Source organism: Deefgea rivuli DSM 18356 (assembly GCF_000620145.1).
Taxonomy (GTDB): Bacteria; Pseudomonadota; Gammaproteobacteria; order Burkholderiales; family Chitinibacteraceae; genus Deefgea; species Deefgea rivuli.
On the sequence record NZ_JHVM01000009.1, the window covers coordinates 269,012 to 294,042 of the forward strand.

Consider the following 25,031-nt stretch of genomic DNA (forward strand, 5'->3'; position numbering starts at 1 on the left):
CAGTGAAAAAATACCCTCACACAATGGTCGAATGTTTACGTGATCTTGCCTTGTCTCGCCCAGATGATGCCGCTTTGGTGGTGCTCAGCCGCAGCGGCGAGTTGACATTGAATTACGCGCAATTGGATGGTCGAGTGCGAGCGCTGGCTGCGGTATTGCAGCAACGTTGTCAGCCTGCCGATCGAGCTTTAATTTTGTTGGATAACGACGAGCATTATGTCGTGGCTTTTTTTGCTTGCCTTTACGCTGGTGTGATTGCCGTTCCGGTTTTTCCGCCCGAATCGCTGAAAGAGCAGCATTTGGCGCGCTTGTCGGGCATTGCTCTTGATTCGCAAGCCGCGTGCATTTTAAGTAGTTCGGCCATTATTGCGATGGTCGGCGGCGCGATGTCGGCGCTGGGTGTGGCGGATGTGTTGGCGGTGGATGAGGCCGATTGGGATGCCGCAGAACAATGGCGGCCTTTTCCAGTACAAGATGATGCGATTGCATTTTTGCAATACACCTCGGGTTCAACATCGGCACCTAAAGGCGTGATGGTGAGTCACGCCAATTTAATGGCGAATGAGCGAGCGATTGAAGAGGGTTTATCGGTCAATACGGACGATGTGTTCGTGTCTTGGCTGCCGCTTTATCACGATATGGGTTTGATTGGTGGTCTGTTACAGCCGATTCATCGCGGTATTTTGGTTGTGTTGATGAGTCCGGCTTACTTTATGGAGCGCCCTATACGCTGGCTAGAAGCGATTTCGCGCTTTGGCGGAACGATTAGCGGCGGCCCTGATTTTTCTTATCGTTTGTGCGTCGAGCGTATCAAGCCCAGCCAAATCAAAGCGCTGGACTTATCGCGCTGGCGCTTAATGTTTTCGGGCGCAGAGCCCGTGCGTAGCGATACCTTGGCTGCGTTTGTTGAACATTTTGGCGACGCTGGATTTAGCGCAGCAGCGCCATACCCTTGCTATGGTTTAGCCGAGGCGACTCTGTTTGTGACTGGCGGTAAGTCGGGCAGTGGCGTGGTGGAATTGCCGTTCTCGCGTGAGCAACTGGCGCAAGGCCGCGCCGTAGTCGATCAGGCCGGCGATGTGCAAGTCGCTTGCGGCTTTGCGCCGTCCTTGCATTGCGTCAATATCGTCGATCCAGTTGGCTTAAACGTCCTCGCCGACGGTGACGTCGGTGAAATTTGGGTCAGCGGCCCGAGTATTGCGCAAGGTTATTGGCAGCAAGAAGCGGCGACGCAGGAGGCTTTTGTCGAGCATCGCGGCCAGCGCTGGTTACGCACAGGTGACTTGGGTTTTTGGCAGGCGGGGCAGTTGTATATCACAGGTCGGCGCAAAGACCTGATTATTTTGCGCGGGCATAATGTGTATCCGCAGGATATTGAACAGGCCTTAGAAAAATCAGTCGAGGTAGTCAGAAAAGGCCGTGTGGCTGCGTTTGCAGTCACTGGTGCGAACGGTGAGGGCGTCGGTGTCGCACTTGAAGTATCTAAAAATTGGCAAAAATTAATCCCGCCGCAGGCACTGTACGAAGTCTTAAGCCAAGCCGCCAGCGAAATTTGCCGCGAGGCTTTAGCGGTCGTTGTGTTGCTGCACCCAGGCAGTTTGCCGAAAACTTCGAGCGGCAAATTGCAACGCGCCGCTTGCCGCACAGGCTGGCAAGCGCGAACGCTGAATGCTTATGCGATCTATGAATTTGGCGCTTGGCCGCTGGGCGAAACTCAGGCCATCCATGTCGATCCGCCCGTTGGCGAAATCGAAGTTCAATTAGCCGCGCTGTGGCAAGTGCTGCTTAAAAAAGACATTGCCGATCGCCACGCACATTTCTTTAGCCAAGGCGGTAACTCGTTGCTGGCGACTCAATTAGTCGCCCAAATTCGCGAACATTGGCAACTTGATTTCACGCTGTCAGCGCTCTTTGCTGGCGCAAAACTCAGCGACGTGGCGGCGGAACTCATGCGTTTGCAAAGTAGCGGCGCGCAGATTCAAAACGAAGCGATTCCCCGCTTAAATCTAGACCGAGCATCGCTGTCGTTTGCGCAATTGCGGCAATGGCTGTTGTGGCAAATTAATCCACACAGCAATGCCTATCATATTGCAGGCGGTTTGCGCTTGCACGGTGAGCTTAATTGCGCTGCGCTGCATGGTGCATTGCAAACCTTAGTCGATCGTCATTCTGCGCTGCGTACCGTGTTTGTACCGCACGCCGATTTGATGGTCGAGCAGCACGTGTTGCCACAGTTGACGCTGGAACTTGCGCAGCTGGATTTACGCGATTGCAGCTTGGGTGAGTGTGAATTAAAAGCCGCAGCGCAAGCCCGCGCGTGGCAAATACAGCCATTTGATTTAAGCCAAGCGCCCTTGCTGCGCGCAGGTCTGATTCGTGTTTCTCAGCAAGAATCGGTGTTGGTGCTGGTACTGCACCATATTATTGCCGACGGCGGCACGATGCAGGTCTTGCTGGACGAGTTATTTGCGCTCTACGACGCCGCCGTGGCAGGCCAAGCGCCCGCGCTGGCGGCCCCGGTGATTGAATACATCGACTTCTCACAATGGCAGCGCGATTTTCTGGCTGGCGATGTCGCGCAGCAGCAATTGGCGTGGTGGAAAAATGAACTAGGCGACGAGCATCCAGTGTTGTTATTACCCAGCGACGTTCCGCGCCAAGTTGATGTTGAATACGCCGCAGCGCAATACGATTTTGTGATTCCGCCGCGTTTGGCGCAAGCGCTACAGCACAACGACGCGACGCTGTTTGCCCAATTACTGAGCGCGTTTCAAGCGCTGCTGTATCGCTACTCGGCGCAAAACGAAATTCGCATTGGCGTTCCCGTCGCCAATCGCACGCGCAGCGAAGTGACCTCACTGGTTGGCTTTTTTGTTAATACGCAATTGCTGCGCACCAACGTTGATGGCTCTGTGAGCTTGGCTGATCTATTGCAGCGCAGCACAGAACACCTGCGCGGCGCGCAGTTGAATCAAGATTTGCCTTTTGAGCAATTACTCGACGGGCTGAATATTTCGCGCTCGCAACGGCCTTTATTCCAAGTGATGTTCAATCATTTGCGCGAAGATTTCCGCGCACTGCGCAGCACCAGCGGCCTTGGCATCGAGCTTTACCCGATGGCAGCACAAACCGCGCAATTTGAAATCACATTAGAAACGCTTGAGCAGCCCGACGGCAGCATTAACGCGCGCTGGGTTTACGCCGCGCCGCTATTTAGCGCCCAGCGCATGGCGCAAATGGCCGAGCATTACATCAATATGCTTACGACCTTGGTCGACGCGCCGAATACGACGATAGGCGAGGTGAAACTACTCAGCATCGCCGAACAGCACGCGCTGCAAACGCTGGGCAATAACCCACAGCGCTTTGACGCGGCTCAGCCGGTGCATCGCTTAATCGAGGCGCAAGTCGCGCAGCGGCCTGAGGCGACGGCGTTGATTTTTGGCGAGATTGAATTGAGCTATGCCGAGCTGAATCAACGCGCCAATCAGCTGGCGCATTATTTGATCGCGCAAGGCGTGGGCTTAGAAAGCAAAGTCGGCATCGCATTGGAGCGCGGCGTCGATATGATCGTTGCCTTGCTTGCGGTACTTAAAGCCGGCGGCGCTTACGTGCCACTCGATCCTGAATACCCACAAGATAGACTGGCGTATATGGTTGCAGACAGCGGAATAAATGCGTTGCTGACAAATACCCAGCTCATTAATCGAATCCCAAGCGCCAACAGCCAAGTCATCATGCTGGATACATTGGATCTGACGACGCAATCAACGCAAAACCCCGACGTCGCCATCCACGGCGACAATTTGGCGTACGTGATTTACACCTCGGGCTCAACGGGCAAGCCGAAGGGGGTGGCGGTGGCGCATGCGCCGTTGGCTGAATATACCCAAGGTGCGATGCAATTTATTCAATTGCAGCCCGCGGATCGGGTATTACAGTTTTCTACTTTGAATTTTGATGGCTTTGTTGAGCAATTTTTCCCGACATTTTGCGCGGGAGCTGCGCTCGTTTTGCGTGGTAATGCCTTATGGGATAGCGAAACCTTTTACCGTGAAGTGATCCGCACTGGGATTTCAGTGGCTGATTTGACGACGGCGTATTGGTTCTTATTGGCGCAGGATTTTGCGCAAATGGGGCCGCGTGATTATGGCCGTTTGCGCCAAGTACATGCTGGCGGCGAGGCAATGGCGCTCGAGGGCTTGAGCGCGTGGCGTAAAGCAGGTTTGTCGCACGTTAAATTGCTCAATACCTATGGCCCAACTGAAATTTTGGTCGAAGCTGCGGCGTGGGATTGCACCGATGCGAGTCTTGAAGAGCTGCAGTCATTGCCGATTGGTGCGCCATTGTCGAGTCGGGAATTAAGAATTTTAGATGCCGAGCTAAATGCCGTCCCGTTAGGTGTGGCCGGAGAGCTTTATATAGGCGGTGCCTTGCTGGCGCGCGGTTATTTGAATCGTGCAGAACTCAGCGCCGAGCGCTTTGTTGCCGACCCGTTTGATCCAAACGGCGGCCGCTTATATCGCACCGGCGACTTGGTGTGCTGGCGCGCTGACGGCCAACTGGAATACCTCGGGCGTCTCGATCATCAAGTGAAAATTCGTGGTTTTAGGATTGAGCTGGGTGAAATCGAAGCGCAATTGCTGGCGCAAGAATCGGTACGCGAAGCGGTGGTGGTGGCGCAAGAAGGGCCTGGTGGTGTGAGATTGGTTGGCTACGTTTCACCACACGCAGGCATCACGCTTGACACCGCGCAACTCAAATCCGCCATCGCCGCTGTACTGCCCGACTATATGGTGCCGAGTATTTTGGTCTCACTCGACGCCTTGCCGCTGAATCCGAACGGTAAGGTTGATCGTAAAGCGCTGCCGAAGGCTGAAGTCACCCTTGCTGAATATATCGCGCCGCAAGGCGAGCTTGAGCAAGCGCTGGCGGCGGTGTGGCAGCAGTTGTTGCAATTGGAGCGCGTCGGCCTGCACGATAGTTTTTTTGAAATCGGCGGCAATTCGCTGTTGGCGATGAAGTTGCATCAGCTGTTGACGCAAACACTCGCGCCGACGCTCAGCGTGGTCGATTTATTCAAATATCCAACGATTGCGAGCTTGGCGCAGTACCTGCAAGCGTCGCCTGAATCAGCGTTGTCTGCGCAAGACCATCAAGATCGAGCGCAGCGCCAACGCGCAGGTTTTCTGAAACAGAATCCGCGTAAAGAGACACAAAATGCGTAAATACAACGGCGTAGAAATTGCGATTGTCGGCATGGCTGGGCAGTTTCCGAGTGCGAGCAATACCACTGAATTTTGGCAATTATTGCGTGACGGCGTTGAGGCAGTGAGCGAGTTTAGCGACGAACAATTGCTAGCGCGCGGCGTCACTGCAGCGGCGCTGGCCGATCCGGCGTATGTTAAATCGGGCGTTGTTTTCGCCGGAATGGATCAGTTTGACGCGGCGTTTTTTGGTTACACGCCCAAAGACGCAGAAAATCTCGATCCGCAGCAGCGCTTGTTTTTAGAAAGCGCATGGCAGGCACTCGAAGATGCGGGCATTGATAGCCGCCGAGAATCTCGCCCGATTGGCGTTTACGCTGGCGCGGGGACTAATTTGTATTTGCAGCAGCATTTACAAACCAGCTTGGCCGCACAAGCCGACGTGGGCGCGGTATTGAGCTTGATGAATAGCAATGAGAAAGACGCGCTGGCGACGCGTGTGGCGTACAAACTCGATTTACGCGGCCCGGCGATGTCGGTACAAACCGCGTGTTCGACGTCTTTGGTGGCGGTGCATCAAGCTTGCCGTGGGCTGCTTAATTTTGACGCCGATATTGTGTTGGCAGGCGGTGTTTGGCTGAATTTATTGCAAGAATTGGGCTACCAATATCAGCCCGGTGCGATTTTATCGCCCGATGGGCATTGCCGCGCTTTTGACGCCGACGCAGCAGGTACGGTGATCGGCAGCGGTGTTGGCGTGGTGGTATTAAAACGCTTAGAAGATGCCTTGGCCGATGGCGATCATATTTATGCCTTGATTAAAGGCTCGGCGATTAATAACGACGGCGCGAATAAAGTCAGCTACTCAGCGCCCAGTGTGGTCGGGCAGGCGAATGTGATTTTGGCGGCGCAAAGTATGGCCGAGGTGTCGGCTGCCGACATCAGTTATATTGAAACGCATGGCACCGGCACGACGCTGGGCGATCCGATTGAAATCGCCGCGTTAACGCAAGCTTTTCAAGCCAGTACGAGCAAGACGCAATTTTGCGCCATTGCTTCGGTCAAAACGAATATTGGCCATTTGGACGCAGCAGCCGGGGTGACGGGCTTAATCAAGACCGCTTTGGCGCTCAAAAATCGTTACTTGCCCGCCAGCTTGAATTTCACGCAAGCCAGTCCGCAAATTCAGTTTGCCAGCAGCCCGTTTTACGTCAACCAGCATGGCAAACCGTGGACGTCGGCTAATCGCGAGCCATTGCGCGCTGGGATTAGCTCGTTTGGCATGGGCGGCACCAATGCCCACGTCGTATTGGAAGAAGCGCCCGCCATCAATCGCGCAGCGTCAAAGCGTAGCTGGCATGTGTTGCCGCTTTCCGCCAAAACGCCAACTGCTTTACTGAAGATGCAGGCCAATTTGCTGCAACATCGCGAACAGCACCCTGAGCAGAACATCGCCGATGTCGCGTTTACTTTGCAAACGGGGCGGCAGCAATTGAATCAGCGCAGTTTTTGCCTTGCGCAAAACAATGATTGCTCGCAGTGGATGGATGGCGCAGTGCGGGATGCCACGAGCAGCAATTTGGTGATGATGTTCCCAGGGCAAGGCGCGCAACACGTCGACATGGGCTTGGCGCTGTATCAAAGCGAGCTGGTGTTTCGGCAAAGCGTCGATCAATGTTGCGAACAGCTAGAACCGCTGTTGGGATTCGATTTAAAGACTGTTCTTTACCCTAGCCTGTATCCATCGACGCTGGATCGTGACGCGGCTGCGAGCAAGCTGGCGCAAACCGAATTGACGCAACCAGCGCTGTTTGTTGTCGAATACGCCATGGCTTTATTGTGGCAAAGCTGGGGCGTACGACCATCGGCGATGATAGGGCACAGCATTGGTGAATACGTTGCTGCGTGTTTGGCTGGCGTATTTTCTTTGGCCGATGCCTTGCGCCTTGTAGTTGCGCGCGGACAATTGATGCAATCGCTGCCCGCTGGCGCGATGCTGGCCGTCGGTTTGCCAGAAACCGAGCTGAGCCAGTATTTGAACGAGGATTGCAGTCTGGCGGCCGTCAACGCCGAAGGTTTATGCGTTGCTTCGGGCAGCATCGCGGCGATTGCGCAATTGGAAAACGACTTAATTGCCGCCGGCACCAGCGTAGTTCGCCGTTTGCACGTGTCGCACGCATTCCATTCGTCTATAGTTGAACCCATTTTGCCCGAGTTTATTGCGCTGCTAAACAGCATTCAGCTCAATGCGCCTACGATGACGCTGATTTCCAATGTGACTGGGCTCGCTTTAAGTCGCGAGCAAGCGCAAGACCCTGCGTACTGGGCGCAGCATTTGCGCGGTACGGTGCGGTTTGCCGATGGGATCAATACGGTGCTGGCCAACCCTGCTAGCGTTTTACTTGAAGTCGGCCCGGGTGACACGCTGAGTAAATTAGTTCGCCGCCGCGCAGATTTGCTATTCTTGCCGATTGCATCGCAAGCACATCCACTGGCAGACTCTGCGACTTCAGAGACTATCCCTGCGATTGCAATGGCCGTCGGCTCGCTCTGGCTGGCCGGAATCGACATCGCTTGGTCGGCGATTTGCGCTGATGAGCGACGCTATAAAGTGACGTTGCCGACTTATCCCTTCGAGCGGCAATCGTATTGGGCGCGCAGCACGGCGCAGCCCGTTATCGCCACAACACCGCCGCGTGGTATCGACGATTGGTTTTATACTCCGTCGTGGCAACGCATTGAATTACCACGCAATTCGGAGTCTGACTTGAGCGGGGTCGTCTTAGTATTTGCCGACCAAACGGGGCTTGCCGACGCCTTGCTGGCCGAATTGGTGCAGCAGCGCGTCATCATGGTAGACGCTGGCGATGCCTATATCGCCAGCGCAGATCGCTATACCATTCGCGTCGATGAGGCTGGCGACTATCAGCGATTAATGCGTGAAGTAGGCGAAAAGTACGGCGATATTGCGCAAATTTTCCACTTATTGAATGTCACCGCATCTCGCCCCGATTTTGCCAGCGCGCAAGCGCTTGGATTTTTTAGCTTGCTGTATTTAATGCAAGCGCTGCCGTCGCAAGCCTTGAGCTTGACCGTCGTGGCGAATCATCTGGCCGACATCAGCGGCATTGACCCAATCTGCGCCGCTAAAGCCACTTTGCTCGGTGCGTGCAAAGTAATTCCACAGGAATATCCGAAGATTCATTGCCAGGCGATTGATATCGTCGCGGGCAATGATGGGCTTGAAAACCAACAAATTGCACAGCAATTGCTCGCAGAAGCGCGAGCGAAAGCGGACGAAACGCTGGTCGCTTTGCGCCGAGGCTGGCGCTGGCGGCAAACATTTGAATCCGTTGCCCGCCCGCAACCAGAGCGCAGCAGCTTGCGCGACGGCGGCGTGTATTTAATCACCGGCGGTCTGGGCGGCATCGGCTTGGCTCTGGCCGAATATATGGCGCGCAGCGTGAAAGCCAAATTAGTCTTACTCGCCAGAACGCCCTTGCCCGAGCGCTCAATCTGGGGCCGCGGCGATTTCGACGCAAGCACACGCAATAAAATCGAGCAAATTCAGCAATTAGAAGGGCTAGGCGCCGAAGTATTAGTGCTGGCCGTCGATATTTGCGACACTGCCGCGCTCAATCAGGCGCTAGAGCAAGTCCGAGCGCGGTTTGGTGCAATCCACGGCGTGATTCATGCGGCAGGGGTGGCGGGTGGGGGGGTGATGAGCTTGAAAACACCTGAAGCGATTGCTCGGGTTTTTGCTCCCAAGATGCAAGGAACTACAGCGTTACTCACTGCTGTAGCAAGAGATAATCTCGATTTTATGGCACTTTGCTCTTCAATTACTGGCCTTGTTGGTGGCTTTGGGCAGGTTGATTATTGCGCTGCAAATCTTTATTTGGATGCATTGGCTGCTGAATATGGCAAACAACTACCGATTGTTTCAATTAATTGGGATAGCTGGCGTGACGTGGGTATGGCTGCGCATTTGCAGGCCGTCAGCGATTTGGGGCTGGATCCGCAATTAGGCTGCATGGCGTTTGAGCGTATTTTAAACCACGGTAGACAAGCACAAATTATGGTGTCAACTCAATCTTGGTCAGCTTTACTTGAGTACACCCAGAAATTGCCATTGTCGCATCAGCTTTTAGAACCGTTGCTACAAAAAACGCACTGCTATCCACGTCCTGCTTTATCTCAAACGTATCTCGCGCCGAATGATGATTTAGAAAGTGGTCTGGCCGAGTTGTGGAGTGCCGCTTTGGGCCTCGCACCGATTGGTATTAACGATCATTTATTTGAACTCGGCGGTGATTCTTTATTGGCGATTCAAATTCTCTCTAAGGTTCGGGCGATCTGGGAAGTCGAAATTCATCCTGCCGATTTCTTTAAAAATCTCAGCATTGCGGGCTTAGCGCAATTGGTCGAAATCAAACTGATAGAAGAGCTAGAAACCGCCTAAGTCCCTGACACGCCCGCGCCCAGCGCGGGTGATTTTTGCCTCGCCCACGTCGGCGAAATAAACTGGAATGATTATTATGAGCGATACCATCGCGGCGCGGCGCGCCCAACTTAGCCCTGAGCAAAAAGCCTTATTGGCGCAACGTTTGCGCGGAAAAAGCGATGCGCAAGCGGCGCAGTCCGCACAAGCCATTCCTCGCCGCTCCGGTAGCAAAATCCTGTCGCATGCACAGCAGCGGCAGTGGTTTTTATGGCAATTAGAGCCAAACAGTAGCGCTTATCATTTATGCGGCTGCTTACGTTTTACTGGCCAAATCAAGCTTGCCGCATTACAAGCCAGTTTGCAGCAAGTCGTCGAGCGCCATGCGTCGCTGCGCACTATTTTCCGTGCCACCGACGATGGTTTGGCCGAGCAAGAAGTGCAAGACGTCGTCACGCTGAACGTGGATTGCATCGACTTACGCCAAAGCAGCGACCCACAACTGAGTTGTCAGCGGCAAAGCCGTGAATTTAATTCGCAGCCCTTTGATTTAACGTGCGGCCCCTTGTTGCGCTGTCGACTTTTTCAATTGACCGACGATGATTTTCAACTCGTCGTCGTCATGCATCATATCGTCTCTGACGGCAGTTCGATGCAGATTTTGGTGCAAGAATTGGCGGCGTTTTATCGCGCCGCCGTGGCTGGCACTAGCGCCACTTTGCCCGAGTTACCTATCCAGTATGCCGACTACGCGGCGTGGCAGCGCGAGTGGCTGGCGGCTGGTGAAATGCAGCGTCAGTTGGCGTATTGGCGTGAACAACTCGGCGATACACATCCGGTTTTGATGCTCGCCAGCGATTATCCACGCCGACCTGATATGGCGCAGCTGGCAGCGCAGCATCATTTCTCGCTTCCTGCGCAGCTGCTTACACAATTAAAAACACTGGCACAACAGCGTGGTGCAACGCTGTTTATGCTGCTCTTAGCCGCCTTTCAAACCTTGCTGTATCGCTATACCGGGCAAAATGATATTCGTATCGGCGTTCCCATCGCCAACCGCAACCGCTTAGAAACACACGGCGTAGTCGGATTTTTTGTGAATACGCAAGTGCTACGCGGTGAGATTAACGGAGATTTAAGCTTAAGCGAGGTGCTTGATCGTGCGCGCGACACGGCGCTGGGTGCGCAAACTTGGCAGGATTTGCCCTTCGATCAATTGGTCGAAGCGCTCAAACCCGAGCGAACGCAGGGCAGTAATCCGCTATTCCAAGTGATGTATAACCATTTGCGGCAAGATTTAAGTGCTTTAGCCTCGCTACCCGACGCGCAATTAATAGATTTTCAAGTCATCGAAGAAATCGCGCAATTTGAACTCGACTTACAAACCACCGAGCACGCCGATGGTCGCGTAAGCGCACGCCTCGCTTATATTGCCGCGCTATTTAAGCCCGAAACCGTCGCCCGGATGGCGCAGCATTATGTGATGATTTTAGAGCAGTTGGTCGCCACGCCGCAGCAAAGCCTCGCCAGCCTGAACTTCCTTGCTGCCGATGAAGTGGCACAACTCAACGCTTGGGGAACGAATCCGCAACGTTTCGATACCAGTCAGCCCGTCCATCGCCTGATTGAAGCACAAGTCGCGCAGCGCTCCGACGCAATAGCGTTGATCTTTGGCGAAGTGGAGCTGAGCTATGCCGAGCTGAATCAACGTGCCAATCAGCTGGCGCATTATTTGATTGAGCAAGGCATAGGCCTAGAAAGCAAAGTCGGCATCGCGCTGGAGCGTAGTGTCGAAATGGTGATCGCTTTACTGGCGGTGCTGAAAGCGGGTGGCGCTTATGTACCGCTCGATCCTGAGTATCCGCAGGATCGCCTAATGTATATGGTCGAAGATAGCGGAATTAATTCACTACTGACACATACCTCGCTGATTAATCGTATACCAAGTAGCAACAGCCAAGTCACCGCGCTCGACACATTGGATTTGTCGAAGCAATCAATCCAAAACCCTGACATTGTCATCCACGGTGATAATTTGGCGTATGTGATTTACACCTCGGGCTCGACTGGCAAGCCGAAGGGGGTGGCTGTGCGACATGAGGCGCTCAGCCATTTCCTGCATAGTATGCGAGCCGCCCCAGGAATGAATGCCGATGACAAGCTATTGGCCTTGACGTCGTTGGCGTTTGATATTGCGGGGCTGGAGTTGTATTTGCCATTGATTTGCGGCGCGCAAATTCTGCTGGCCGAACAAGGAACGGCATCGGTACTGGCTTTGGCGGCGCGAGCCAGCGTGATCCAAGCGACGCCTTCGGGTTGGCGCGTATTGCTGGCCTTAGGTTGGTTGCCGAAGCAGGGCATCAAAGGCCTGTGCGGTGGCGAGGCGCTGCAAGCCGATTTAGCGCAGATTTTGCGCAGTTGCGGCGTTGAACTGTGGAATATGTACGGCCCGACCGAAACCACGATTTGGTCGAGCGTGCATTGCCTACGCGACGTCGAAATCACCTTGGGGCGCGCGATTGCCGCAACGCAACTTTGGGTGTTGGACGCGAATTTGCAGCATTGTCCAATTGGCGCAGCGGGCGAACTCTATATTGGCGGCGTCGGTTTGGCACGCGGCTACTTAAATCGCGCTGAACTCAGCGCCGAGCGCTTCGTCGCCGACCCGTTCGATGTAAACGGCGAGCGTTTATATCGCACTGGCGACTTGGTGCGCAGGCGCGCCGATGGGCAGCTGGAATACCTCGGCCGTCTCGACCATCAAGTCAAAATTCGCGGTTTTAGGATTGAACTCGGTGAAATCGAAGCGCAATTGTTGGCGCAAGCCTCGGTGCGTGAAGCTGTCGTTATCGCGCAAGAAGGGCCTGGTGGCGTGCGATTGGTCGGCTATGTCTCGCCGCATGCAGGCATCACGCTCGATACCACACAACTCAAATTCGCCATCGCCGCCGTGCTGCCCGACTATATGGTGCCTAGCGTCCTCGTCGTGTTGGAGTCCTTGCCGCTGAACCCGAACGGCAAAGTCGATCGCAAAGCGCTACCGAAGCCTGAGCTGGTGAGCCAGTCATACGAAGCACCGCAAGGTGAGATTGAAACGGCTTTGGCGCAGATTTGGGCTGAGATCTTGGGGTTGGAGCAAGTCGGTCGAGACGATAATTTCTTTGAAGTAGGTGGGCATTCATTAAAAGCAATGGAAGCTGCCGCTTTATTAAAGAAGAAGCACGGGTGGCAAATTGCTATTCGCAGCTTTTTTGAGTGGCCAAACTTAAAAGATTTTGCACGACATACTTTGAATGGGCAAGCTGCCCAATTAGATAAACTATCCACGATTAATGATTTACTTGCCGAGTTTGAGGTTTAAGCCATGAGTTTCAATGCAATAGAACTGTCGCAGCGTTTCAAGTTGTTAGATGCTAATTCACGAAAAGCATTTTTATCAAAATTAGCCATGGCAGGCGTTAATTTTAATGAATTACCGATTATTCCTGCTGATCGTAAAAATATATTGTCTATTTCATACGCTCAGCAAAGCTTATGGCTAACTTGGCAGCTTGATCCGCAGAGCGCTGCATATAATATTCCGGGCATTATTCGATTGTCTGGTGTACTAGATTCAGCATTGTTAGCTGATGTTTTATTTTTCTTGCAAATGCGGCACGACACTTTACATCATTGTATTAATGGCAATACAGAGCCGCCTAGCTTGAAAAAAGTGGTTATTCCTAGGTTAGATTTAATTGACTTAAGTGACTCTGTGATGGCTGAGTCACTCGCGATGAATCAGGCCGAAATATTTGTCAAACAGGCGTTCGATCTTGATAAAGAAGCACCATTTCGAGCGCAACTTTACAAAATTAGTATGCATGAATATCTGTTAGCGATTTCAATACATCATATTGCTGCGGATGGATGGTCTTTAGGGATTGTCATTGATGAATTAGTACAAAGCTATGACGCAGTTGTTGAAAAATTACCTTCTCCATTAAAACCATTAGAAATTAATCATTGCGATTATTCAATTTGGCAACGATTGTGCTTAGATGCTGGCGAGGCGGATAGGCAATTAGCATACTGGCAGAGTACTTTAGGTAATGAGCACCCAGTATTGGCTCTGCCTTACGATCATCCTGAATGCTTAGGTGAAGCACATCCTCAGTCTGAGTATTTAATTAATTTATCAACTGAGTTAAGTAGTCAGTTGCGCCAATTGGCAAAAGAGCATAATGCATCGTTATATATGGTGATTCTTGCCTTGTTCTCATGGGGTTTAAATAAATTCACAGGACAGTATGATATACGGATTGGTTCGCCTGTAGCTAATCGTCAATTGAGTGAATCACAAAGTTTAGTTGCCTATCTAAGTAATATCTTAGTGTTGCGGACTTGTTTAGATGAAAGCTTAGGCTTTGATTCATTATTAAGCTCTGTGCGTGAAACTGTATTAGAAGCGCAAGCACATGCAGATATGCCGTTTGATGTTTTAGTTCGCCATTTGCAGCCGGATCGTCATCTAGGTATTCATCCTTTATTTCAAGTGAAATGTACAGAGCAAGCGGATCGTGCTTTTCCTGCTCAAATGGGGAAAGTACAATTACAATTGTCTGGAGTGAATGCCGGTTCAACTCATTTTGATTTGAGTCTTGATTTTGTTGATGCTAGCAATGGTATTGAATTAAATTTTATTTTTGCTGCTGATTTATTTAATCAAGCAACGATAGAAAATTTCGCCTCTGTATTCCAAACTCTGGCGTTGCAAGCGGTTAAAACGCCAAAGCTGGCTTTAGGTGAGTCGCAAATCGGTGCGCCCGCGATATTTTTACCGCCGATTCAAGGAGATGCGACGGTTATTGCTTTATGGCAGCAAAAAGTTGCTCAGCATCCACATGCCGCTGCAATTCAATTTGAAGAGCAGCAATATAGTTTTCAAGAGCTTGATTTACATTCAGATTATTTGGCTGCCAAATTGATTGAAAATGGCGTGCGTAATGGCAGCAGGGTTGCGATTCACGCAGAGCGTAGTTGCGAATTTGTTTTGGGGATGTTAGCGGCACTCAAAGCTGGCGCGTGTTATGTTCCGCTCGATCCTCAATTACCCATAGAGCGTTTGCAATATCAATTGCAAGATAGCCAAGCGAATTTTCTATTGTCGAAGACGCCTGTAGCGTGGGCAGAAGAGACGGCGCAGCTAGCTTTAAATTTTGATCAAAGTATTAAATCAAGCAATATTGCATTACCCATCATTCATCCACAGCAGGCTGCCTACCTTATTTATACATCGGGTTCTACTGGTCAACCTAAGGGCGTTGTCGTGCCTCATTCGGCGCTGGCTAATTATGTGCAAAGCATACTTATTGAAATGGCGCTCAATGATGATGTTAAAAGTATGGCAATGATTTCTACTGTTGCCGCAGATTTAGGGCATACCACTTTGTATGGTGCGCTATGCTCTGGACGTTTACTACATTTAATTTCAGCTGAGTGTGCATTTGATCCAGACAGGTTTGCGAATTACATGTCTAGCAATCAAGTGGATATTCTTAAAATTGTTCCTAGCCATTTGCAGGCTTTATTGCACGCAGCCAATCCAGGAAATGTCTTACCACAGCATTGTTTGATTGTTGGTGGAGAGGCTACGTCATGGCTGTTGTTAGATAAAATTACGCAATTAAAGCCTCAGTGCCTTGTGTTAAATCATTATGGTCCTAGCGAAACAACGGTGGGCGTATTAACCCAATCAGCAGATCAAGCTGACCGCAGTGCAAAGTATTTACCGCTTGGCCGAGCCTTGCCCGGGATAAAATCGTATGTTTTAGATTCGTCACTGCAAATCGTTCCGCAAGGGATTGCAGGCGAATTGTATTTAAGTGGCGTTGGACTGGCGAATGGTTATTTAAATAGAAAAGAATTGACTGCGGAACGATTTATTGCCAATCCATTTGGCAGTGGTGAACGAATGTATCGTTCTGGTGATCGAGTTCGAACTTTAGCCGATGGCAGTCTGGCATTTTTGGGGCGTACTGACGATCAAATTAAAATTCGTGGTTATCGCGTTGAGCCTGATGAAGTCGCCGCTGTTTTGTTGAAATTAAATGGCGTTAGTGCGGCTTTTGTCATTGCAGAATCTTTAGATGATGGACGAAATCAGTTGTTGGCTTATGTTGTGGCAGATACATCAATTGAAGAAATTAAATTTGAGCTGGTTAAGAGACTGCCAGATTACATGGTGCCAGCAAGCATCATACAACTAAGTCAATTGCCTTTGAATGCAAATGGGAAAATTGACCGAAAGGCACTGCCTAAAACGACTGAGGTTGGTGTAAATGTATTTGCTGCGCCGCAAGGTGATAAAGAAATATTAATCGCAAATATCTGGGAGACATTGCTAAATAAAAATAAAATTGGAAGGGATGATAATTTTTTTGACCTTGGTGGCGATTCAATTATTAGCTTGCAAATTGTAGCTAGATTACGTCGAGCAGGATATAAATTGGCGCCAAGGCTAATTTTTGAGAAGCAAACGGTTGCACACTTAGCCAATGAAATACAAGAAATCAAGGGAGCTAAACCTTCTGCGTCTCTATTATTCTCAATAGAGAAATTTAATCTACTGCCAATACAAAGCCATTTTTTATTGCAAGAATCTATTAAAGCTAATCATAGAAACCAAGCGGTTTTGCTGCAAAGTCGTGAGCCACTCAATGTCGCGGCGCTGACTGCAGCTTTGGGCGCGCTGTTGCAGCAGCACGATGCTTTGCGTTTGCGGTATACATTCGATGAAACATCGAGCGGTACAGGTCGCTGGACGCAAAGCTACGCGGCGTTCGATGGCCAAATGGCCGCCGATTGCCTGTGGCAGCACCAAGCAGCGAACGAAGCTGAATTGACGGCGCATTGCAATGTGGCGCAGCGTAGTTTGGATTTGGTGAGTGGTCCACTTTTGCGCGCCGTGCTGTTTGACATCGCTGACGATGATTCGGCGTCGCCATCACCATCCTCACAACGTTTACTACTGGCAATTCATCACTTGGTCGTCGACGGCGTGTCGTGGCGCGTATTGCTGGAAGATTTGCAATTGGCGTATCAGCAAGCGGCGTCGGGTTCGGCTATTGTTTTGCCGGCCAAAACTAGCAGTTATCAAGCGTGGGGCGCGGCGCTCGCGACGTATCCGCAGCAATACGCGGCTGAATTGGCGCATTGGCAGGCTCAAGTGGCGCAGCCGCTCACTTGCGATGATCCGCAGGGTGAGCGCAGCGGCGTATATCAAGCCAGTGTTGCGGTTGAATTGGATACTACGGCGACGCAAGCGCTATTGCAGCAAGTACCCGCAGCGTATCGCACGCAAATCAACGATGTGTTACTCACGGCTTTAGGTCGGGCACTGTGCCAATGGTCGGGTCGTGAACAAGTGCTGATCGACCTAGAAGGGCACGGTCGTGAAGATCTTTACAGCCGAATCGACTTAAGCCGCAGCGTCGGTTGGTTCACCAGCCTGTTCCCGGTGCGGCTCAATCCGCTGGGCGAGATCGGTAGTGCGCTCAAACGAGTTAAAGAAGACTTACGCAGCATCCCAAATAAAGGCTTAGGCTTTGGTGCATTCAAATACCTCGGCTCGGCCGAGCAACGCGCGGCACTCGCCGACGTGCCGTCGGCGGCGGTGGTGTTTAATTATCTCGGGCAATTTGAAGGCAGTTTCAGCGGTGACGCATTATGGTCGGTCGCCAAGGAGGACAGCGGTGACGCCGTTGATCCGGCGGCATTGATGGAGCATGAGCTGTCGATCAATGGGCAAATTCATGGCGGCCGCTTGAGCCTGTCGATTGCGTATAGCAGTCAGCGTTGGCAAGCGCAGTCGATCAATACTTTGGCGCAAGCCTTCCAAAGCGAACTTGAGGAGTTGATCGCGCATTGTTGCAGCGGGGTGAAAGGTCTCACGCCATCTGATCTACCGTTGGCGCAGCTGAATCAGCACGACATCGACAGCTTGCCGCTGGACATCGCCCAACTGGCTGATCTGTATCCGTTGTCGCCGATGCAAGCCGGGATGTTGTTCCACAGTGTGTTTGAACCGCAAGCGGGAGCGTATTTGAATCAACTGCGCGTCGATATTCGTGGTCTGGATGCCGAACGCTTCCAAGCGGCGTGGCAAGCGGTGTTTGTGCGCCACGATGTGCTGCGCACCGGCTTCTTGCATCAACGCGACGTGCCGCTGCAATGGGTGGCCAAACAGGTGGCGCTGCCGTGGGAGTCGCTCGACTGGCGCGAACAAGCGGCCAGCGAAGAACTCAGCCTCGCCCTCGATACGCTGGCGCGGGAAGAGCTCGAACAAGGATTTGTGCTGGAACAAGCGCCACTCACGCGTTTGCTTTTGGTACGCACCGGCGAGCAGCAACATCACTTTATTTGGACCAATCACCACTTGCTCACCGATGGCTGGAGCACCTCGCAACTGATGGGCGACGTGCTGCGCGCCTATCAGGGAGAAGTGCTGGGCACGCCATTGGGGCGCTATCGCGACTATATCGCGTGGCTGCAAAGCCGCGATGCCGCCGCCAGCGAAAGCTGGTGGAAACAACAACTGGCCGCACTTGAAGCACCAACGCGCTTGGTCGGCAGCCTCGCCAAACCACCGGTGGATACTGGCTATGCCGAGCAAGCGGTGAGCTTAGATGCCGCGCAAACGCAAGCCTTACACGCCTTCGCCAAACGCGAACGCGTCACTGTCAACACCGTGGTGCAAGCCGCGTGGGCGCTGCTGCTGAGCCGTTACACTGGCCAGCGCACCGTGTGCTTTGGCGCGACCACGTCGGGACGCCCGACCGAACTGGCTGGTGCGGAACAGATTCAAGGGATGTTTATTAATACGCTGCCGGTGATCTGCGCCATCGAGGCCGATTTGGGCGTTGGCGATTGGTTGCGCAATCTGCAAAGCCAGAACTTAGCCGCGCGTGAACACGAACATACGCCGTTGTACGAAATCCAGCGCTGGGCCGGAACCAGCGGGCAAGTGCTATTTGACAGTATCGTGGTGTTTGAGAACTACCCGATTGACGAAGCGTTGAAGAACGCGGCACCGAGCGCGACGACGTTTGAGCTGCTAGCCAACCGCGAGCAAACCAACTATCCACTGACCTTGGCTTTCTCCTTGGCCGACACCTTGCAAGCGCACGCCAGCTTCGACCGAAGCCTGCTGGCCGTCGAGCAAGTGGCGCAAATCCTGACGCAATGGCAGCAGGTGCTGCAAACGCTGGTGCAAGCTGGCGCGGGCATCGACGGGCAAGTCGAGCCAGCACTCAGCCACGTTGTTGGCAATGTGCAATTGCTCAACATCGCCGAGCAAACTGAGTTGCAAACGCTGGGCACAAATCCGCAACGTTTCGATGCCAGTCAGCTCGTCCATCGCCTGATCGAAACCCAAGTCGCGCAGCGGCCTGGTGCGACGGCGTTGATCTTTGGTGAGGTTGAGCTGAACTATGCCGAGCTGAATCAACGTGCCAATCAACTTGCGCATTACTTGATCGCGAATGGTGTTGGCCTAGAAAGCAAAGTTGGCATCGCGCTGGAGCGCAGCGTCGAGATGGTCGTCGCCTTGCTGGCGGTGCTGAAAGCAGGTGGCGCTTACGTGCCGCTGGATCCTGAATATCCACAGGATAGACTTGGGTATATGGTTGCAGACAGCGGAATTAATGCACTAATGACACATACGTCGCTCATTCAGCGCATCCCAAGCGCCAACAGCCAAGTCATCACGCTGGATACATTAGATCTATCAACGCAATCGACGCAAAACCCTGACGTCGCCATCCACGGCAACAATCTGGCCTACGTGATTTACACCTCGGGCTCGACCGGCAAGCCGAAGGGCGCAGCCAATCGGCATTGCGCTTTGTATAACCGTTTGGCGTGGATGCAGGGGGCGTATCAACTCGATCGCAGCGATACCGTGCTGCAAAAGACACCGTTCAGCTTTGACGTGTCGGTATGGGAGTTCTTCTGGCCGCTGATGTTTGGCGCACGTTTGGTACTCGCCCAACCGGGCGATCACCGAGATCCGGCGCGGCTTAGCGCCTTGATTCAAGCCGTGCAAGTGACGACCTTGCACTTTGTGCCTTCGATGTTGCAAGCCTTCGTTGCGCATGCAGGCGTAAATGAATGCACCTCCATCCGCCGCGTGATTTGCAGCGGCGAAGCGCTGGCGGCCGAAGTGCAGGCCGAGTTGTTGACGCTGCTGCCGCACACGCAGCTATACAACTTGTACGGCCCGACGGAAGCGGCGATCGACGTGACGCACTTTACGTGCGACGGCGACTCCACGCGCAGCGTCGCGATTGGCCGACCGATTGCCGACACGCAAACGCACGTGCTCGACGCCGAATTCAATCTTGTCCCGCAAGGCACTGCGGGTGAGTTGTATCTGGGCGGAATCGGGCTAGCACGCGGTTATCTGAATCGCGCCGAGTTAACGTCGGAGCGTTTCGTCGCCGATCCATTCGATCAAAACGGCGGTCGCTTATATCGCACTGGTGACCTAGTGCGCTGGCGTGCCGATGGGCAACTGGAATATCTCGGCCGTCTCGATCATCAAGTGAAGATTCGTGGTTTTAGGATTGAACTCGGTGAAATCGAAGCACAATTGCTGGCGCAAGAGGCGGTACGCGAAGCGGTGGTTGTCGCGCAAGAAGGTTCTGGTGGTGTGCGCTTGGTCGGCTACGTCTCGCCGCAAGCAGGCGTCAAGCTAGACACCGCGCAACTCAAAGCGGCCATCGCGGCTGTACTGCCCGACTATATGGTGCCAAGCATCTTGGTAGCGCTGGAAGCCTTGCCACTGAACCCGAACGGCAAAGTTGACCGCAAAGCGCTGCCGAAGCCTGAGCTGGCGAGTCAGTCTTATGAGGCGCCGCAAGGTGAGATTGAAATGACCTTGGCGCAGATCTGGGCTGGGGTGTTGGGTATTGAGCAAGTCGGTCGTAGCGATAATTTCTTTGAACTGGGTGGGCATTCCTTACTGGCGATGCAGCTCACTGCGCGCGTGCAAAAAGAATTTAAAATTTCTGCCAATGTGCTTGATATTTTCCAAGCGTCAAACGTCATGTTATATGCACAGCGCGTTTTGGAGCGGCAGCCCGCTACACAATCGATGGATTCGCTGGAGGCGTTTATAGACTCTTTGGAAGTGTGAAATGCAAGGGACAATTGAGCAACGTATCGCAGAGAAATTTGCCGTTTTAAACAATGAACAGCGCATCGCGGTGTATCAGCATATGCAGCAGCAAGGCATTATTTTTGCGCAAATCCCAATTGTCCCCAGCAACAAGTCGCGGCAAACGCCACTGTCCTTCGCGCAATTGCGTCAATGGTTCCTATGGCATCTCGACCCATTGGGTACCGCTTACCATATTTCTGGCGCTTTGCAGTTGAGCGGAGCACTGGATGTTGTGGCGCTGCAGTCCAGTTTTGTGGCGCTATTGGCGCGGCATGAAGCGTTGCGGACTGTGTTTCAGGACGACGAGCAGGGCAATGCTTGGCAGCAGGTTTTGCCGGAAGGGCAGCTTGATTTCCGTCAGCTTGATCTGAGCGAACTGGCCGATGCCGAGCAGGACGCGGCTGTATTGGCGGCGGCTGATGCGATCAATCAGCAGCCGTTCGACTTGCGCGGCGGGCCGTTATTGCGCGTCGGCTTGCTGCGCCGCTCAGATGAGCAACATGTGTTGGTGGTGGTGATGCACCACATTATTTCCGACGGCTGGTCGATGAATGTGATCATCAACGAGTTTGTTGCGCTGTATCGGCAGCAGGTGCTGGGCGATGCTTTGCACTTACCCGAGCTGCCGATTCAGTACGCTGATTATGCACAGTGGCAGCGCAGTTGGCTGGCGGCGGGCGAGCAGGAACGGCAACTGGCGTATTGGCAGACACAGCTCGGCGGCGATCAGCCGGTGCTGCAATTAAACACCGACTTCCCGCGCCGCGCTGACGGCCAATATCGTGCGGCGCGCCTTAGTCTTGATTTGCCTGCACAGCTTGCGCAGTCGCTGAACCAAATCGCGCGCACACACAGCGCCACCCTGTTTATGGCGTTGCTGGCGAGTTGGCAAGTGCTGCTGCAACGTTATACCGGCCTCGGCGATATTCGCGTTGGCGTGCCGATTGCTAATCGACACCGCGCTGAAACCGCTAATTTGGTCGGCTTTTTTGTTAACACGCAAGTGCTGAATAACCGTCTGCATGGCGAACTGACTCTAGAACAAGCGCTGCTGCAAGCCAAAGCGGCTGCTTTGGGCGCGCAGGAACATCAGGACTTACCGTTCGAGCAACTAGTCGAGGCGCTGCAAATTGAGCGCAGCTTAGGCCAAAATCCGCTGTTTCAAGTGATGTTCAACCATCAACGCGCGGGTAATGACGCGCTACAACAGCTACCCAGTTTGCAGCTCAGTGACTACGCTTTGGGCGAAAAAACGGCGCAATTTGAACTGACGCTGGATACCATCGAGCAGCGCGACGGGCAAATCAGTTTCACACTGACTTACGCCGCTGAGCTATTTCACATTCAAACGATCGAACGCATGGCGCAGCATTACGTTAGCATCCTCGAGCAACTAGCCGCCACACCACAGCAAAGCCTCGCCAGCTTGAACTTCCTTTGCGCCGATGAAATCGCGCAACTCAACGCTTGGGGAACGAACCCGCAGCGCTGCGATGCCAGTCAGCCGGTACATCGCCTGATTGAAGCCCAAGTCGCGCAGCGGCCTGATGCGACGGCGTTGATCTTTGGTGAGGTCGAGCTGACTTATGCCGAGCTGAATCAGCGCGCCAATCAACTGGCGCATTATTTGATCGAGCAAGGCATCGGGCTAGAAAGCAAAGTCGGCATCGCGCTGGAGCGCAGTGTCGAGATGGTCGTCGCCTTGCTGGCGGTGCTGAAAGCCGGTGGCGCTTACGTGCCGCTGGACCCTGAGTATCCACAAGATAGACTTGGGTATATGGTTGCAGACAGCGGAATCAATGCTCTACTGACAAATACATCGCTCATTCATCGCATCCCAAGCGCCAGCAGCCAAGTCATCGTACTCGATACATTAGATCTATCCGTGCAATCAACACAAAACCCCGACGTGGCGATCCACGGTGACAATCTGGCGTATGTGATTTACACCTCGGGTTCGACCGGTAAGCCGAAGGGTGTGGCGGTGACGCATGCGCCGTTGGCGATGCATGTTCTGAGTATTGGTGAGCGCTATGGCATGACGCCGGCGGATCGAGAGCTGCAATTTGCTTCGATTAATTTTGATGGCGCGCACGAACGATGGCTGGTGCCGCTGGCCTTCGGTGCGGCCTTGCTGCCACGAGATAATGAGCTGTGGGATGTGCAACGCACTTGCGATGAAATTCAACGGCACGGCATTACAATTGCATGTTTCACACCGAGTTACCTGCATCAACTGGCCGAAATCGTCGGCGAAGCGGCCAGCCAGTTGCCGATTCGCTCGTATACCGTTGGCGGCGAAGCGATGTCGCGCGCGAGTTTTGATTTAGTGCAACGCGTTTTAAAACCGCCGCGCATGATTAATGGCTATGGTCCGACGGAAACGGTGATTACGCCGATGATCGCCACGATGTATCCAGGCGATACGTTTGATTCTGCGTATATGCCGATTGGTACTTTGGTCGGTGATCGCACTGGCTACGTGCTCGACGCTGAACTCAACCTAGTCCCGCAAGGTACGGCGGGGGAGTTGTATCTGGGTGGAATCGGGCTGGCGCGCGGCTATTTAAACCGCGCCGAACTCAGCGCGGAGCGCTTTGTCTCCGACCTATTTGATACAAACGGGGGGCGCTTATATCGCACTGGCGATCTGGTGCGCTGGCGTGCCGATGGTCAACTCGAATACCTCGGTCGCCTCGACCATCAAGTGAAGATTCGTGGTTTTAGGATTGAACTCGGTGAAATCGAAGCGCAATTGTTGGCGCAAGAATCGGTGCGCGAAGCGGTCGTGGTCGCGCAAGATGGCTCCGGTGGCGTGCGTCTGGTTGGCTACGTGTCGCCGCACTCAGGTATCACGCTCGACACTGCGCAACTCAAATCAGCTATTGCTACTGTGCTGCCCGATTATATGATGCCGAGCATTTTGGTGGCGCTGGAATTCTTGCCACTGAATCCGAACGGTAAAATCGATCGCAAAGCACTACCGAAACCCGAGCGGGCAAGCCAGTTCTACGAAGCACCACAAAACGAAGTCGAAACTACGCTGGCGCAGATTTGGGCAGAAGTCTTAGAATTAGAGCGAGTTGGGCGGAGTGATAATTTCTTTGAGTTGGGTGGAAATTCAATCTTGTCGCTTAAATGCATTGCAATAGCAAAAAATAGGCATAATTTATTGTTGACAGTAATGGACATGATGAAGGCACCAACTCCTTTTCAGCTTGCTTTGTTGTTGAGTAAGACCATTGATGCATTGATTGAGGATGGAAAACCCCCAGTGTTTTTGTTTCATGATGGATGGGGGGGGTTTACTGATTATAAGGAATTAATTAACGCACTAAGTAGTCAATATTCTGTAATTTGTGTTTCTACTGATTTTTCTAATTTGAGCAGTTCATCTGTCAATGATCTTATCGATATTTATTGTAAAAAAATCATTAAAACTCACTCTGCTGGTGGGTATAAACTGATTGGTTGGTCACTTGGTGGATTGATTTCAATTTTAGTTGCTGAGAAATTGGAAGAGCTTGGTTGTGATGTTTGTTTTGTTGGAATGGTTGACTCATTTCTGCCTATAAAAAATAAAGAGCCAACGACATGGGTAGAGGAGTTCCTTAATTTCATGTCGATAATAATACCAAAGAAATACCACCTGATATTGTTAAATAATGATGATTTTGCTGATTGTTTGCGAAGCAGTGACATCAATTTTAACAAAATTAGCTCGCTTGTCAATTTTGCAATAGATTTTGTTTCTCATGATTTAAACGATGAGTATATTGGTTTGGATTGCGACTCTATTGTTTATTTATTTGAATCATTGCTTTTATTGAAAAAAATTTTTTCTAAAGTTAAAACCATTCCTAAAGTTAACGCCAAAGTGAAGTGCTGGTGGTCTGTGGAGCGCAATGAGGATGAGTATATGTTTTTGTACGACGAAAAAATAGTTACTGGTTATGATTATGATGCTTGCACGGTTAATAAAAGTCATCTTGAAATTATTAAGGATTCAGAGTTGGTTATAGAGATTGTTAGCAAAGTAGGGTGACTTTTAAATTTTACGGTCTGTGAAATTAGTTGTTTTGTAGAATTTTTTTTGGGCATTTAGGAGCTTATTTACCCAGTAATGTTGGCATTTTCGGGTAAATAAGCTTTAATTATAAATTTAAATTTTTAGTGCGGATGG

At 52.2% G+C, this 25,031-nt stretch carries 5 protein-coding genes; all 5 read left to right on the forward strand.

Annotated elements, in window-relative coordinates; all coding sequences use genetic code 11:
* Window positions 1–2: 2 nt before the first annotated feature.
* Window positions 3–5,228, forward strand: coding sequence for a non-ribosomal peptide synthetase (locus Q320_RS0105510; protein WP_027468177.1), 5,226 nt, complete (start codon window positions 3–5; stop codon window positions 5,226–5,228).
* Window positions 5,221–9,669, forward strand: a complete 4,449-nt coding sequence (locus tag Q320_RS0105515) for a type I polyketide synthase (protein WP_027468178.1) — start codon at window positions 5,221–5,223, stop codon at window positions 9,667–9,669. Before Q320_RS0105510 ends, Q320_RS0105515 begins: the two co-directional genes overlap by 8 nt.
* A gap of 76 nt (window positions 9,670–9,745) precedes the next feature.
* A complete protein-coding gene (locus Q320_RS18600) occupies window positions 9,746–13,009 on the forward strand; it encodes a non-ribosomal peptide synthetase (protein ID WP_051534496.1) in 3,264 nt (1,087 codons plus the stop codon).
* Between the two features lie 3 nt (window positions 13,010–13,012).
* The gene (locus Q320_RS0105525) at window positions 13,013–20,824 is read left to right on the forward strand and encodes a non-ribosomal peptide synthetase (RefSeq protein WP_027468179.1); all 7,812 of its coding nucleotides are present in this window, start codon (window positions 13,013–13,015) and stop codon (window positions 20,822–20,824) included.
* Window position 20,825: 1 nt separating this feature from the next.
* Window positions 20,826–24,893, forward strand: a complete 4,068-nt coding sequence (locus Q320_RS18605) for a non-ribosomal peptide synthetase (protein ID WP_051534497.1) — start codon at window positions 20,826–20,828, stop codon at window positions 24,891–24,893.
* Window positions 24,894–25,031 lie beyond the last annotated feature (138 nt).

Excerpts from the sequence above, each read along its gene's own strand:
- Q320_RS0105515 (WP_027468178.1), top strand. The coding sequence starts at position 5,221 with ATGCGTAAATACAACGGCGTAGAAATTGCGATTGTCGGCATGGCTGGG.
- Q320_RS18600 (WP_051534496.1), top strand. The coding sequence starts at position 9,746 with ATGAGCGATACCATCGCGGCGCGGCGCGCCCAACTTAGCCCTGAGCAA.
- Q320_RS0105525 (WP_027468179.1), top strand. The coding sequence starts at position 13,013 with ATGAGTTTCAATGCAATAGAACTGTCGCAGCGTTTCAAGTTGTTAGAT.
- Q320_RS18605 (WP_051534497.1), top strand. The coding sequence starts at position 20,826 with ATGCAAGGGACAATTGAGCAACGTATCGCAGAGAAATTTGCCGTTTTA.